Raw genomic sequence first — 15,783 nt, forward strand, 5'->3', positions numbered from 1 at the left:
TAAAATACTTTAAAAAAATCTATCCAAAGTGTAGATAAACAACTTATAATTTAAAATTATGTGGTAAGTTACCGAAAGAAGCTATATTCTTTTTTCTCGGTTGCTATATAATTGGACTGTGGATTTCTATCAACAGAGGTTGCCCCCATTCCTGCATGCTCCTCAAACGAGTTGATGACAAGCATGAATGAAACAACCTCTGCTGAAGAAATATCTACAGCCCAATTATAAATGCAACACTCCGAAAAAAAATACAGCTTCTTTCTAATACAGAATATATTTCAAATTTTACATCTAGTTCATAGTTTATTTATGTATAGTGAGATGTAACATAGTACCTTTTCTGACTATAGATAATTAATTGTATAACTTAAACTTATTTATGTTTAAACTTACATGAATAATTTGAACTAAATAAAACAATAGATTAATTTTTAAATTTGACTATAGATCTCCAAATTAGAAATCACACTTATGTTGTAAATAACCAAAATTAGAAGTATTTTTACTTGATAGGATTATGACAATGTCACCGGAAGACTCTAAATAGCTTGTCACTACTTTATGTTCCAACTATAAATAATGACAATTTAATTAATATATATAGGTAGATGGACTTATTATTTATTTAAATCTGCCTTATGGTTTTAAATATATTCTTAACCAGAAAGAAATGGCGCTCTTTTGTTGAGTGTTACATTGAAAAAAGAACTGTAGGATTTCTTCAACAGAAGTTGCTCCATTGTTGCATGTCCTTAACTTGTTTAATGAATATGCTGGAATGGATGCAACTTTTGCTGTTAGAAATCCACAGTTCTTTTCTCTAGTAACCGAAACAACAGAGCGCCATTTCTTTCGGTTTGCGATCACATAATTCTAGATCTAAAGTTATATATATATCCAATTTATAAATAACACTTATGCTTCGAATATATATCCAGAAGTAGAAATAGAGGTGATGCATTTGTGTAGCGTTACCTTAAAAAATTTTGATAGCTATGCTTCTTAGATTGTAAGTTGTTCCGTATATGCTTGTTCACAGCGTGTCTGTGAAACAAGCATTGCGGGTACAACTTGTAGTCTTAGAAGCATCTATCAAAATTTTCAGTAACCGAAACAAATGCATTACCTCTATTTCGGTTAGCTATTACATAAGTTTTTTACTATAAGATTCTAATTGCGATTTTGTTTGTTCTAACTTTCTGTCTACAACACTTGCTTCATCTATATGATTAAGTATAGCTTGAGATGTATCTTGTAATACTTCATTAACATTAACTATTTCTTTAGTTACACCTTCAATATGATTCTTTTGATTTGTTAAAATACTCATTACTCCTCTTACTTCTGATTCCACTTTAGATATAGATGATAAACTATCCCCTATTTTCTCTGCTGCATTTCCAGAAGCTTTAACTCCTCTTGCAATAGCTTCATTAGATTTATCAGAATTATTTAGTACTATCTTTGTTTCATTCTCTATACTTCCTATCAAATCTGAAATATCTTTAGTGCTTTGTTTAGTCATTTCTGCTAATTTTCTTATTTCACCCGCTACTACTGCAAATCCTTTACCTTGCTCTCCTGCTCTAGCTGCTTCAATTGCTGCATTTAAGGCTAATAGATTTGTTTGACTTGCTATATTATTTATTAATTGAACAACTTCATTAACTTTACTAAATCTTCTTGCTAATTCATTTATACTTTCAGTATTATTTCTATTCTCATTTTCTAAAGATTTTATTATTTCTACCATTTCTTCAATGGCGCCTTTACCTTCATTTGATTTTTCAACTGTATCTTCAGTTATTTCTATAAGCTTGTTTCCTTGTGAAGATAATTTATCTGTTAATCCATTAGTACTTTGTGTTAAGTTTGAAATTTCATCCATATGTACTTTTACTTTTTGAGTAAGTTTACCTAACATATCATGTTCATTATTTACATTATGATTTTGTTTTACAGTTTCAGCTAATAAATTACTCATTTCTTGAATAAAGCTCTTAGCTTCATTATTAACTTCAATTACCTTCTTATTGCTTTCTTCATTATGTTGAATTTGTTCGTCCTTTAGCTCTTTTGATTGATTATTTTTAAATATATTCATCTTATTCTCCCCTTTATTGTTCTGTCGATTAGTGTACTATTATGAGTTAATTATACCATGTTTTACTTATATGTTATTATAAAATTTCACAGTTCATATAAAAAAGTAATAAGTCAAAAATAATATGTATATTTTATATTAAGTAATAATATATATAATAAAATTGTTTGTTAATTAAATATATCTGCAAGTTATGACTCAAAATGAACTAATATAATAACTTGTTATAAAAAATAAAGGTACTCTATTATTCAATTTTACCTTGAGAGAATAACTTTGTAATTTCTCTATTAATCGAATAACATAGTACCTTTCTTTTGAAAGATTTTTACATAATCTATATTAAAATAAACTTGTTAATTAATCCAAGCACCATCTGCTCCTAACCTATATCCATCTATTATTGTACTTTTAGCCATAGCTCCTGAAGCTTGTAAGTAATACCATTTTCCGTTAGTATCCTTAACCCATCCAGTTTTCATCTTTCCATCTGTATCTAAGTAATACCAAGCATCATCTACTTGTTTCCATCCAGTCGTTTTATTTCCATTGTCTTCAAAGTAATACCATATGCCATTATCATTTTTCCAGCCTTTAACTAAATTATTCACTCCATTAAATGCATTGTTTGCATTATTAATTGGAGTAATTCCATTATTCATTTTATTAGGAATTCCTACGTCTACCCCATTATTATTTTGCTGTGTTACTTTCTTCTCTGGTCTGTTGATATTTAAAGTATATGTTTTAATATTATCATCATCATCCAAAACTTTTACCAAAACAGTATTGCTTCCTGTACTTAAAGAAACTGTTTTTGCGTAATCATCATCTTCTGAAACTTCTGTTCCATCTATTTTTACAGTATAGTCATCATCTTCTGGATTAGCTTGTACATCTATTGAACTTACATCTGAATCAACATCAACATTATATGAAGTAGTATCTTTATCAAAGCTGATGCTTCCCTTACTTAAAACAATGTTTGATAAATTCACATCATCATCTTCACTATCCGAATTTGTATTTTTTATTTTTATAGTATATTGATTATAATCTGAACTTGAATAGTCTTCATCATCATCATATGCATCTTCATATACCCTTACCCTAAGCGTAGTTGTTGAACCTGATGAAATACTAATATTATCTCCAACTTCATAAGCAGTATCATTTTTAAATATTCTAACGTTATCTTCATCAGCTCCATCAATATCTAATTTTATCTTACTTGCTGAAGTTTTTGCATAATATGTTTCTCCAACTTCTGGATCATCATCTAATTTATCATCATAGCTACTATCTGTGTAAAGTTTTATACTATTGCCACTTGAATTTTCTAACTGTATATCTGTTAATTCATCTGCATCCGATGATGATGCATGAGCTGCTGTTGTAAAAAAACTTACATATTTTGTTGGCCCAGCTGCTAAAAGTGTTCCAATTGTAAGTGTACAAGCTATTATTCGTTTGATATTTTTATTCATAATTACCGTCTCCTCTTTATTTATGTTTAAATGTTTATTTAGGAACTTATTAACTTAATAATCATAATTTATCATCTAAACCTGTACACTTGCTTAACAGTAAATATTTTCTCAGTTACTTAGTTGCTTTAAAATACTATTTTCAAATTGAGAGATTTACTCAAAATATTAACTAAACTATATATGTAGGCATATATAATGCATTTTTATCAGTTACAAAATCCCCCATTCTTGTGTATATCCCTGCTGGCTTATTCCCCGTTATATATACTCCTATTACCGGAAATTGATATCTTTCAAATTCTTTTGTTGTTGAATAGATTTTATTATATAGAGGTTTTATATTTATTCTATTTTGATAGATAACATCATCATCTAAATTTTCAAATATATCATTACAACTTAATTGAACTCCTCCACCTTCTCTTGAAAGATACGGTTTGACTACAAAATCATGAGACAGTTTATCATCTGGTTCTAAACACGTATAAGGTATATATTTTAATACAAATTCCTCTTCTTCTTTTGAAAAAAATTGTTTATTAATGAGTTCATGAATTACTGCAAAAAGTGATTTTGATTGAGTTATTAATGTATATCCAGGATTAATCAAATAATCTTCACAACTTAAAAGTTCAATTAATTTCTGCATTTCTTCTTCATAATAAAACCAATCTAATGGATAATGTCTATATAAAGCATGAATTTCTTGTCCATATAGATACAATTTATTATTCATTACTTTTAAATCATATACATTTCCAAGTATAACATTGTATTCTCTAAGCTCTTTTAATATTTCCATTATTAGATTGCTTGTATATATATCTTCATAATACCAAGTAGTTACAACTGCAATATTTTCTACTTTTTTCTTTTTTTTAATTTCTTCTAATATACATGCAAATGATTCTTTTATATTTTTTCTAAGTTTTTCATTTGGATTATCATATTTTATATTAAGTTTATCTTTAACTATAGAATTCACTCCTATAGCTTCAACTAAACCAGCTGGTGTCTCCGAATTAAACTCCATTATTTTTAAGTTTCCATCATTATCAACTGCAATATCTATTCTACCTAAAGCACATAAATTAGAAGTACAAAAAGTAGATACTAATTTATATAGTTCTTTTGGAATACCTAACAACGGACCGAAAAGCTCCATATTTTTTTGTATATAAGGAGATATTTTATTTAATATTTCGCAAAACTTAAAACTTATAGAAAGCATTTCTTTATAAAAATTTTTCTTTATAATTAATGAATTCAATGAAATATATTCATTAATATTTGAATATGATCCTGTAAAATCATATTCAAATTCTATTTTTTCTACAATATCATCCCAAATTTCTTTTCTGTTTTTAGGATCAAATCTTTCTACGAAAATTGGAAAATCTTTAGTTCCAAGAGGAGACATCCATGTATAGCTATCATCTGTCAAAAAAGTTTTGCTCCATCTTACCAAAAATCCCTGTACCTTATCATTCATTAAATACACTCCAAAATTTCCATATGCCAAAATAGGAACATTCATATCATTAGAACTAGGTACATAAGTATATTCTTGCTTAATATTTATGAGATCTTGAATTATATGTATTTTACTTTTATTAACTATATCTTCAATCTTTTTATTCCATTCATCATTTTTATAAAGCTTACCAATATAAACCTCTTGGCTATATCTGCCTAATGAAGATTTTATAACATACTTATCTTTGTTTTTTAAACACTCATCATAATGACGTAATTCTAATATATCTGTTATTGGAATGCATTTTTTTATAATTAACTTATCTTTCTCAGATAGTAAAGGCGAATCTTCCTTTACTAAATCCCATAAATAAGCAAAGAATCCTTTTGCTTGTATAGCCACAATTCTTGGGTCATTAATTAACAATACATTTCCTTTATCAAAACACTCTAAAATATCTTCAATATTAGTAATTTCATAAAAAAATTCCGTAGGAAATAATCTTAATATTATTGGTAGTTTAATGCTTGAATACCCGTAAACATCCCCATCTTTTACACTCAAATTAGTTGGACCAACCTGAACTATATTAACATTAGTATTCTTTAAAATATGTTTAAAATAATAGCTATGATGCAATTCTTCATAATGACATGGGTCTATTAAAAATCCAACATTAATTTTTTCATCAGAATTTATATAACTACAACATATTTTTAATAACTCTTTTATAATATTATCTATAAATTGTAAATTTAAATTTCCTTTAAAACTCATCTTTCCATCTAAAGCTATTTCCTTTTGTCCACATGGCTTATCATAGTTAAATTCTGCGAAATAAATATTATTTTCCACATCTCTAAAAGTATCATATCTAGTCCAAAACATTGGAGATATTGGACACTTTAAATTAAATATTTTATCTTTAAGTGGAAAATCATCAAAATAGTTTAATGCTCTTTTATGATTGCCTGAAATTTCTTTCAATATTTTTAGAGAGATTCTATTTATTTCTTCGCTATAAAATACCATATCTTCATATGTATCTATATCAAAATAAAAAGGTATTTGTGAATGTACATATTCTTCTCCAAAAGAACTTACCATATAATTATCAAATAAAACATCTTCAGTATATTTAAATTGTTTCTTCATGGAGTAATTCCTCCTATAACTCTGCTTTAACTCACTTTCAATAATAACAATATAAAGTTCAAAGATTCTAACTTGATGAACTTCCACCCTTTGACCCAGAATAGCCTGAAGAATGTCCTCCATCTGATGAACTTGTTATACTACTCTTGCTACTACTTGAAGAAGAACTATCGCTTATAGATGAATCCCCACTCGATGAATTTCCACTTGAAGATCCACCATTAAAGCTATGCCATCCTCCTGAACTTCCACCACTAGAACCACTTTGTTGCTCGTTATCTTCATCATCATCTTTTTGAGATTGAATACAACCTCCCAATCCCAAAGGACTGCTAATTGCAAATGCAGCTACAACCGCTAACGTTAAGGCTCTTTTCTTATTTTTCTTGATTATTTCATTAAAATTTTTCATTATTATTTCACCCTTATAATTTCTACCCTTATATCCTTACTTATAAAATTTATATAATTATTTATATCTTCTTTTACTTTTTCCTGTGTCAAAACTATTACTTTACTATAATTTAATTCTTTTAATAAAGATACATATGGAAGATCTTCTTCCCCAATTCCATATTGATTATTTAACTTATCGCATAACTTCGTAGTATTTAATTTTTCGTCATATCTATCATAAGGAATCAACATGGCAAATTTATTAGCATTTAGTTTTTTTAGTTTAAATCCATTATTTATTAGTTTATTAATATTATCATTATTACCTACTATTCCAAATGGATGAAATAAAAGATTAATATTTAAAATAGGCTTTATTAAATATTCATTGTTTAATATCAAAGCTAAATCTAAAATTTCATTAATAGGTAAATCTATTATAAGAAAGTTATTTTCATTACAATTTTCTATTATATTATTTAACACTTCTTTGTTAAATTTCTTACCACAATCTTCCCTATAGTATTCTACACTTGTCCTATTCTTACATTCATCCTCTAAGATAAAATCATCATATGTTTGCAATGAAACAAATGATGTGCTTCTAAAAAATCCTTGAAATGGTCCTAAATCTGCCTTCCATATTCTATATAATTTTCTTAAATCTATTTCATGTAAATTCATATAAAATTCTACCTTTCATAGGTTACAGCATAAATTCCATTCATTGAAATGTAATGCTTAAAGCCATCCTCATTTATAAATACGAATTGACTCTCGCCCCCTTCATTCTCACATACTTCCCCTTTAAAGGTAATTTCTGGATTAGAATTTTTCCAAGAATCAACACTTGAATATATATTAATCTCTCTAGGATATGATAAAAATCCATAAGAAAGTTTATATATAATTGCAAAATTATTCTTTAGTGAAAATCTTTGTCTATATCTTTTAGAATCTTCAAGTGTATCAATGACTAAAGTCCCATTATATGCAGTATTAATATCTCCTTCAAGAACCTCTGTTGGTTTATCTTTAAACCATTCATCGTAAGTTTTATAGATATAAATTTCCATCCTTATCCCCCCATGTTTTGTACTCTAAATTACAAAAAACACATTTTTCTTAATATAGATTATACTACAATTTATATTTTTTACATATTATATCCTATTTTTTTATTAGTTTCCATATATATTGAATACAATTAAGAAATATTATTTGCACAGATGGACGTGTTATTTTTTGATTATGCCTTATCAAACAATTCACTTTTTATTACTGCAAAAGCTTCTCTAGTATATGTTATTGGAATCAAGTACCAAATTGTAGGGCTAGAATAATTATCAAAATTTACATATCCATTTCTTTTAGCCAAAATGCTACTCCTAAAAGCATGAAAATCTGTTGTTATTATCTTAACGTTGACTTCATCTAACGATTTTTGACTATGCTTCTCTATTTTTTCTTTAGAATACTTAAAATTCTGATTAGTATCTCTATACATATCCTCTATTATTATTTTATTTTTATCTACACCTCTTTCTTCTAAGTACTTACTCATAGCATGAGACTCTGGTAAATCTTCATCTACTCCTTGCCCACCAGATAAAACAATATATGCAGAATTATTTTTCTTTATACATTCTATTGCTGCATCAAGTCTCCCCTTAAGTATTGAGTTAGGTATTGTCCTATTAGTAAGACCTGCACCTAATACAAGAAAATAATCATCTTTCTTTTCATTGTGCTTAGGATAACTTATTATTACCCCCTCTATACATAAAAAGCATATCAGCCCAATGCATAAAAATACTTTTATGATTTTCAATCCTTTGTTTAAAAAACTATTTTCTTTTATCTTATATTTAATAAAGTGATATATAATCAATACAATTCCTAAAATTACAACTGGTAAACTAAACGCAATTCTTGAACCACTCATAATATTTAATGCTATTACATATAAGATTAGCAATGCTCCCAATATAAGATCCCAAAATTTCTTCAAAATTCATCTCTCCTAACAAATCAATTCTCATTATATACTTAATTAATCACAAAAAAATAAATAACAAGTCCAAAATATAATGTCAAATGGGCTTATTATTTTTTTAAATGTGCCTAATATCTTATATGAATTTATTATATCTATATATTAGCGATAAATGTTGATATTTTTGAAATATTATACATTATGTAATAATATTGTAATACTCAAGAAAGCCTGTACATAAAAATTCTTTATTAACTATGTAAATTGTATTAAACACTTTATAGTAAGTGTTTAGTATTTAAACCTATATAATTAGCAATAGTATACATCTATCGTAACTTATATAATTTATGTCTAATAAACAGCAAAGTAAATGCACTAAGAATTAACTTAGTGCATTTACTTTGTTTATTCTTTTAGATTCCTTTTTCGTAGCTTTCTACCATTCTTTTTACCATTTCTCCACCAACGCTACCATTTTGTCTTGAAGAAAGGTTACCCTTATCTAGGTTTTCATAGTTTGTTAATCCAACTTCTGAAGCAACTTCAGTTTTTAATCTGTTTAATCCTTCCTTTGCTTCTGGTACTAAGGTTCTGTTTCTTCCACTATTATTTGATGTCATGTGTATCTACCTCCCTTAATATATTAATTTATTGGACACTATTATATTAACCATAATAATAAATAATAATCTATTAAAACATTGGTAGACTTAGTTATTAATACACATTAATAAAAGAAACTCTAGTAATATAATAATAAGGAAAAAAAGTTGCTTCAGCCTCCAATTTTTCGTCTTAGATATTTATATATATCTTTTGAATTCATATTTAATTCATCTGAAATTTCCTTTATTTTTACACCATCATCATACCTTTTCTTTACTTTCTTAGTTATGTTATCTTCATATTCTTTAGTAGATTCATAAATTTGATTGAGCATGGATTTCCAATTATCTGCATCACCATATTTATCATCTTTAATTATATTTTCTATTAAATTATCTAACTCTCTACATGTGATCCTTGGAACTATATTTTGTTCAGCCTTTTTATAAATAAAATTATTTATACTTTTAATTTCATTGGTAAATTTATCTAAAGACTCTGATAAATTTATTCCATCAGTCCAATCACCCATTCCATGTGTTAACAATGATACTGGAACTCCAAATTTCGTAGCATCAATGATAATCGGATCTCCACATAAGACTTCATTTCCTATTACTATCCACTCAGATTTCCATGAACCCTGTTCATCTGAAACTAAAGAATTACCATCTGAATCTATGCTATATCCTATCTGTTTATTTTCTAAATCATCCAATGCAAAAATTCGAATGTTAATAAAATCTTCTATCTTTTGGACTTCGCTCTTAAGCTGTAATAATTTTTCTTTAGTATCATCATTTAAAAGCCTTATTCCATTTTGTTCATTAGTTAACTTCAATTCACTTTCTCTCTCATCTTCTTGTGATAATTTTTTCTTTCTCCCAAAAAACCACATTGTTAATTCTCCCTCCTAAAACACCATCCTTTTCCATATTATACCACAGAACTCTACTTAATTAAATTATAAGACAGTATTTTCTTACAAATCATTTATAAACAAAAAATTTAAATTTGTTTATCTATATATTGTTCTAGATACTTATAAAGTTTATTGATTTCTTCATTTTTAGGTAAGCAATCAATTAGAGTTTTCAATACTCTTTTTTCTTTTATATAATTAAATGAAAAAGAGAAATTTAAATCTAATATCCAACTTAACTCATATATTTTTCTATCATTATAATTTTTTAATACATTATTACTAATTCTTCTACTTAAAAATATATCTTCTAACAATTCATTATTATATCCTGGTGTAAAAGACAAATTATCAATTGCTGGATTTGGATTATTTTTTCGTTCTCTTTCATATTCAATAACTACTCTAAAAATATCAAGTTTATCAGCATCTCTAATCAACTTACAAAACAATGCTTCTTCTTCATTTAAATTACTTGGAAGCTCTTTTGTATTATGAAGACTTATAGCTTTAATAATAATTTTCTTCCTGCTATCATCTAAATTTTTTAAAACTTTATTTTCTTCCAATACTTTAATACCAAGAGTAGCATGATTCTCTGAGATGTAATCCCTAAATGTCTTGTATTTTTTAAACTGCTCAAATCTTCCTATATCATGAAATAAACCTATTATTTCTGCAGTATTAATTTGTTCTTCTGTTAAATTTAAAGATTTCGCTATATTTACAGCATGCTTTGAAACCTTTAAAGTATGTTTTTCCTTAAGTTCAATATTTTGATTTATAACACTATCTTCTCCATAAAACTTTTTTACATAAACATTGAACCAATTATAATATTCTTTAACCAATAAACTTTCCATTTAAATCCCCTTCTTTTAATATTAATATCTTTAAAACTTGCTATAGATATCCAATTTAAGAATTAAACTTATAATTAGAATGTATTTCCATACTAGAAATAAGGGGAATTCTTTTGCGTAGCGTTGCGTTGATAATTTAGTTGTAGGATTTCTTCAGCAGAAGTTGTTCTATTCTCGCTTGTCATTAACTTGTTTAAGGAGCATGCAAGAATGAGACAACTTCTGCTGTTAGAAATCCACAGCTAAATTATCTAGCAACCGAGCTAAAGAATTCCCCTTATTTCGGTTCGCTACTACATAAGTTTAAATCTTTATTTAGATATCTATAAACATCATTATATTTATTATCCATTTACGTTATTACATATAAAAATAATCTTTCATATTACAGTTATTTTATAACATTAATTTTAGTATACTCTTGTTTATTTTTATTTTCTATAGAACTTTTTTCTTAAGGCACATGAAAATAAATAACAAGTCCAAAATGGTTCCTTTCACTTTTATCCTATCATTTATAAATCTTCAAATCACAAATTGTATATACACTTTATTTATGATATAATTTTAAGATTCTTAAATATAGGCTTCCTCATTGAGAATTTAATATATCACAAACAGAGAAATTGGATACATATTTGTTTCATAGTCCTATGAAACAAATATGTATCTAATTTCGGCTGGGATTCACATAAACTCTATTCTCATTGCGGAACCCTATATATGAAATTCTTTTAAGGAGGAAATTTTAGTGATTAGTAATTCAGAATTAAAAAAGCAAGCTAGAGATGAATTAAAAGGAAGATGGGGATTAGCTATTGGTGGATTTTTTATTGCAATTTTTTTCTTTCCATTTATTATAGATGTAATTAATTTTTTTATTGATGGATCTTTACCAGTGAAAATAATTAAATACTTAATTATGATAGCGATTCAATTTCTCCTAATTGTTGGAACACTAAAGTTTTCCTTAAACTATGTAACTGATGGAAAAACTCCATTTCTAGACGACATATTTTCAGGATTTAAAGTCGCAATAAAAGCATTAACAATTTATGTTATAATGACCCCTTGCATAATTTTAGGACTTTTTTTATTAATAGCACCTGGAATTATAGTTTCACTTGCTTTTTCACAAGCCTTATATATTTTAGTAGATGATAACAGTAAATCAGCTATTGATTGTTTAAAAGAAAGTGTAAATATGATGAAAGGACATAAAAAGGACTGTTTTATTCTTTCATTGAGCTTTCTTGGATGGTTTGCATTAATGATAATTCCAGCATTTTTATTAGCATACTTCCCATTTCCAATATCTTTAGGATTAACGTATTTACTTCTAGTATTTATAGGATTATTAATACTTATACCTTATATTAACGTAACCTTCGCTTGTTTTTACATAAAAGTTAAAAATTCTTATAATAGTATTACATAAAATTACTCAAAATAGACTATTGAATTTCTCAATAGTCTATTTTAATCTTTATTATATTTTAAAGTTAATCAATTATTTTCATAAATGTGATTTATATTATAAATATGTAATTTAGTGCTTAATTATTTATGATTATTGAAGTGCTTTAACTATAAGTGAATTTACATTACTATTATTTAGAAGTCCAATGTGTCCAACACCATATATTCTTATATTATTGGCTCCTTGAAGATGAGATAAATAATTATTTACAATCATATCATTCAAACTATAAATTGAAGTTACGTCTACACCTTCTGGTGCTACAGATGTAACCAATCCATTGGCTCCACCAAGTGTAACTAGCTTGTCCACTTTAGCGTTTCCTCCTAGTTTAGTTATATAATATAAACTATTAGCTCCACCCATACTGTGTGCTACTATATCAACTTTACTTTTGCCAGTCTTTTGTAAAACATCATTAACATAATTGTCAATAACACGAGAATTAATAGCATTATTGCCCACATCTAAAACTTTATCTGGTAAATCAACAGCAAACAATTCATCTTGTGACCATCCTTGTGTTTTTAAATAGTTCTCAATAAAAGCAAAATTATAGCTCGCACCACCAAGTCCATGTACAAACACTACTGGATTATGTTCTGTTTTTGCATATGCTGGTTTTACCTGACAAAGACCAAAAGTAAAAACAGTCATAAGTACTAAAAGACAAGAAACCATCCTTTTAATTAAAAATTTATTTTTCATAATTATCCCCCTTAAAATCGTATACACTTTTATTACATTATCATACACTTAAATAAATCACATTAATTTTTTAACTTTTTTCATTGTATATTAATGATTTTCTTTAAAAAACTTTATATGGCTGCAACACTATAATTACAATATAATAAAGCATATGAAACTTGTAATATTTAAGTTTTTATAATATATTAATTATCATTATTTGTACGAAAAATCAACATATATGTAATAAAACAGCATTTTATAGGTATTAAAAGGAAATCAAATTTATAAAAATACTATATTGTATCTTTAAGTTCATATAAGCTTTCAAAGCTTCAATAAAATAATATTAATTATATAAATTTAGCTAAAAAAACTGGTGCAAGATTATATTTTCATCTGCACCAGTTTATTAAAATTTGTACTTTAATAAAATAATTTATATGTTTTTTTAAGTTATTTAATTATCTTTTATAGTTTGTCCTTCTTTTGGCTTTATACTTTGTTCAGATTTTTCTTTTACTTCATCTTCTTTTGATTTTAGACTATCATCAATTTTTTCTTCATTCATTTTCTTATATATATCTTCTTTCATCTTTTTAACAAAGTCATTTTCTTCAGTATTAATTTTAAAATCAACGCCTAATTTTTCTGATAATAAAACTGCAAGTAAACTTTCCACAGCATTTACATTTCCACCATTTTCGGTTTGCCCCATACTCACTACATTGTTAGGTACTATATTTATCTTTCCTTCTTTAATAGCATCAGTAAATTTAGTCATTACATCTTGAATTACTTGATATTGTGGTCCACCATAAGCGTTAACTTGTTCTTTTGTAGCAATAGCTTGTGCTATACCCAGTCTTGCTTTCATTTCTGCTTCTGCTTCGGCAAGTCTCTTAACCTTATAAGATTCTGCATCTGCAAGAGTTTTTTGTCTTTCCGCATCTTGTTTAGCTTTTTGCAATTCTGCTCTACCAATATTATCTTGAATCTTAATATTGGTTTCTGATTTAGTAAGATCTGATTGTTGTTCTGCTTTTGCTTGGAATTCTTTTAATTCTTTTTCCTTCTCACTTGCCTTCATTTGACTGTTGTAAGTTTCAATCTTTTCCTTAGCTAATTGTCTATCACTTAATTGCTTTAATATTTCTTCAATTTTATTATCTCCATTTGCTGAAGGTGTTCCAATTAAAACTTCTTCAAGCTCTAAATTATAATTTTGAAATTTTGCTTTCATTTCTTCAGTAGATTGTTTTTGGATTTCAGAACGATTTTGAATTAACTCTATTAAAGTCATTGTTTGACCTATGTTTTTAAAGTATGATGAAACCATTGGATCAAGAGTTTGATCAACCAACCTCTTAATATCACCAAATCTTTGAATAACAAGAGGAGCTTTCTTATAATCGATATGAACAACAACTGAAAGTGGTAATGTTGGTTCAAATGCATCCCTAGTTATTAATGTTACTTCCTTTAAATTTTCATCAAATTTATGTCCACCGACCTCATTTTGAACCCATTTTAATATAAAGTTAGTTGTAGGAACTTGTGTTAAAATACCTGCTGAAAGATTATATGCATATTTACCTGGTTTTAAAGGATTTGCCCATATACCTTTGCAGCCTTCTTCAACAAGTTCTCCATGAGTATAATTGATGTCTGTTATATCAACACCTTTTTTACCTACAAATGAGGTTACTACTCCTGCAAAACCAACTGGAATTATTGTTTTCGGAATAATATCTATAGTTGCAAATAAACGATTTATAAAGAAAGTACCATCGCTGATTACTTGATATTGCTTTCCTCTATATCCTCCTGCTTTTAGAAATGCTTCAGGATTTTGAAAATTATTGTGATATGTTTCTGGATTTGATGGATCATCTCCAACAACTGGAGCTATTATTTCACCATTCGATAAAGAAGGTCCATCTTGTACAGTTACAATTCCCATCGGATCTTTAATATGCTCCCCTGCTGCATTTTTAGTACCTTCTCTGATAACTACTGGTCTAAATCCATTTTGTGCTCTTAAATCTTCAGACATTCTTTTTATTTGCTGTGCTTCTAAATTGTTACCAATACTTATATAATAATCGGTAGCTTCTGTTAAAATAATAAAAGCACTTAAGTTAAAAGCATAAGTTCCTTCTCTTAGAATAGATCTTTGAGGACCCTTTTGACCACCATTAGCTAAAAATGCTCTAGTATCTTGAAAGTTAGCACATGGTACAACTTTCCCCAATGTTTGAGTTCCATTTAAAGGCTCTCCATCCCTAGCAAATACATATCCTATCTGTCCTTGTGGTATGGTTACTAGAGGACACTTTTCAACTTTGTATATTAAACATGATTTAAAATGAATTCCTGTTCTTAAAACATTAGGTTGAAATCCTGCTTCTCCATTAAGTGCAATAAACTTTCCATCTTTTAAATTTCCTTTTGGAGACCACCATTTCTCCACAACTCCAATTTCATTTGTTCCAATTATTCTAAGCCCTAATATCTTAAATATTAATATATATAAGATTATTAACCCAACTATAATTAGAATAATAGGTATTGCAAATTGTTCAAACTTTGACATTA

The 15,783-nt window shown here is 27.1% G+C and carries 13 protein-coding genes; 1 reads left to right on the forward strand and 12 read right to left on the reverse strand.

The genetic code is table 11. The features are described 5' to 3' along the window. Window positions 1-1,147 precede the first annotated feature (1,147 nt). From CLSA_RS18285 to CLSA_RS18330, 10 genes are all read right to left on the reverse strand, one after another. Entirely contained in the window at window positions 1,148-2,107 is a 960-nt protein-coding gene (locus tag CLSA_RS18285) for a methyl-accepting chemotaxis protein (protein WP_022748752.1), read from the reverse strand. Between the two features lie 356 nt (window positions 2,108-2,463). After that, window positions 2,464-3,594 carry an N-acetylmuramoyl-L-alanine amidase family protein gene (locus CLSA_RS18290; RefSeq protein ID WP_022748756.1) on the reverse strand — a complete coding sequence of 377 codons (1,131 nt, stop codon included), beginning with the start codon at window positions 3,592-3,594 and terminating at the stop codon, window positions 2,464-2,466. 172 nt (window positions 3,595-3,766) lie between these two features. Beyond that, window positions 3,767-6,229 carry a glutathionylspermidine synthase family protein gene (locus tag CLSA_RS18295; RefSeq protein ID WP_022748757.1) on the reverse strand — a complete coding sequence of 821 codons (2,463 nt, stop codon included), beginning with the start codon at window positions 6,227-6,229 and terminating at the stop codon, window positions 3,767-3,769. A 67-nt stretch (window positions 6,230-6,296) separates the two neighbouring features. Beyond that, window positions 6,297-6,641, reverse strand: a complete 345-nt coding sequence (locus tag CLSA_RS18300; protein WP_022748758.1) for a hypothetical protein — start codon at window positions 6,639-6,641, stop codon at window positions 6,297-6,299. A gap of 2 nt (window positions 6,642-6,643) precedes the next feature. Then, window positions 6,644-7,309, reverse strand: coding sequence for a hypothetical protein (locus CLSA_RS18305; protein WP_022748759.1), 666 nt, complete (start codon window positions 7,307-7,309; stop codon window positions 6,644-6,646). 8 nt (window positions 7,310-7,317) lie between these two features. Continuing rightward, window positions 7,318-7,701: a hypothetical protein gene (locus CLSA_RS18310; RefSeq protein WP_022748760.1), complete on the reverse strand. Its 384-nt coding sequence runs from the start codon at window positions 7,699-7,701 to the stop codon at window positions 7,318-7,320. Window positions 7,702-7,874: 173 nt separating this feature from the next. After that, on the reverse strand, window positions 7,875-8,636 hold the full coding sequence (locus CLSA_RS18315; RefSeq protein ID WP_022748761.1) for a YdcF family protein: 762 nt from the start codon (window positions 8,634-8,636) through the stop codon (window positions 7,875-7,877). A gap of 401 nt (window positions 8,637-9,037) precedes the next feature. Beyond that, the gene (locus CLSA_RS18320) at window positions 9,038-9,244 is read right to left on the reverse strand and encodes an alpha/beta-type small acid-soluble spore protein (protein ID WP_022748762.1); all 207 of its coding nucleotides are present in this window, start codon (window positions 9,242-9,244) and stop codon (window positions 9,038-9,040) included. A gap of 155 nt (window positions 9,245-9,399) precedes the next feature. Then, window positions 9,400-10,128, reverse strand: coding sequence for a hypothetical protein (locus CLSA_RS18325; RefSeq protein WP_022748763.1), 729 nt, complete (start codon window positions 10,126-10,128; stop codon window positions 9,400-9,402). Between the two features lie 110 nt (window positions 10,129-10,238). Further along, window positions 10,239-11,015 carry an HD domain-containing protein gene (locus tag CLSA_RS18330; protein WP_022748764.1) on the reverse strand — a complete coding sequence of 259 codons (777 nt, stop codon included), beginning with the start codon at window positions 11,013-11,015 and terminating at the stop codon, window positions 10,239-10,241. A 751-nt stretch (window positions 11,016-11,766) separates the two neighbouring features. Here CLSA_RS18330 and CLSA_RS18335 point away from each other — a divergent pair. Further along, window positions 11,767-12,453: a DUF975 family protein gene (locus CLSA_RS18335; protein ID WP_022748765.1), complete on the forward strand. Its 687-nt coding sequence runs from the start codon at window positions 11,767-11,769 to the stop codon at window positions 12,451-12,453. A 132-nt stretch (window positions 12,454-12,585) separates the two neighbouring features. Here the strand turns inward: CLSA_RS18335 and CLSA_RS18340 are convergent, their stop codons facing one another. Together CLSA_RS18340 and CLSA_RS18345 are read right to left on the reverse strand one after the other, a co-directional pair. Continuing rightward, window positions 12,586-13,203 carry an esterase/lipase family protein gene (locus CLSA_RS18340; protein WP_022748767.1) on the reverse strand — a complete coding sequence of 206 codons (618 nt, stop codon included), beginning with the start codon at window positions 13,201-13,203 and terminating at the stop codon, window positions 12,586-12,588. Between the two features lie 442 nt (window positions 13,204-13,645). Beyond that, a complete protein-coding gene (locus CLSA_RS18345) occupies window positions 13,646-15,781 on the reverse strand; it encodes an SPFH domain-containing protein (RefSeq protein ID WP_022748770.1) in 2,136 nt (711 codons plus the stop codon). Between the last annotated feature and the right edge of the window lie 2 nt (window positions 15,782-15,783).

This window comes from Clostridium saccharobutylicum DSM 13864, from assembly GCF_000473995.1.
Taxonomy (GTDB): domain Bacteria; phylum Bacillota; class Clostridia; order Clostridiales; family Clostridiaceae; genus Clostridium; species Clostridium saccharobutylicum.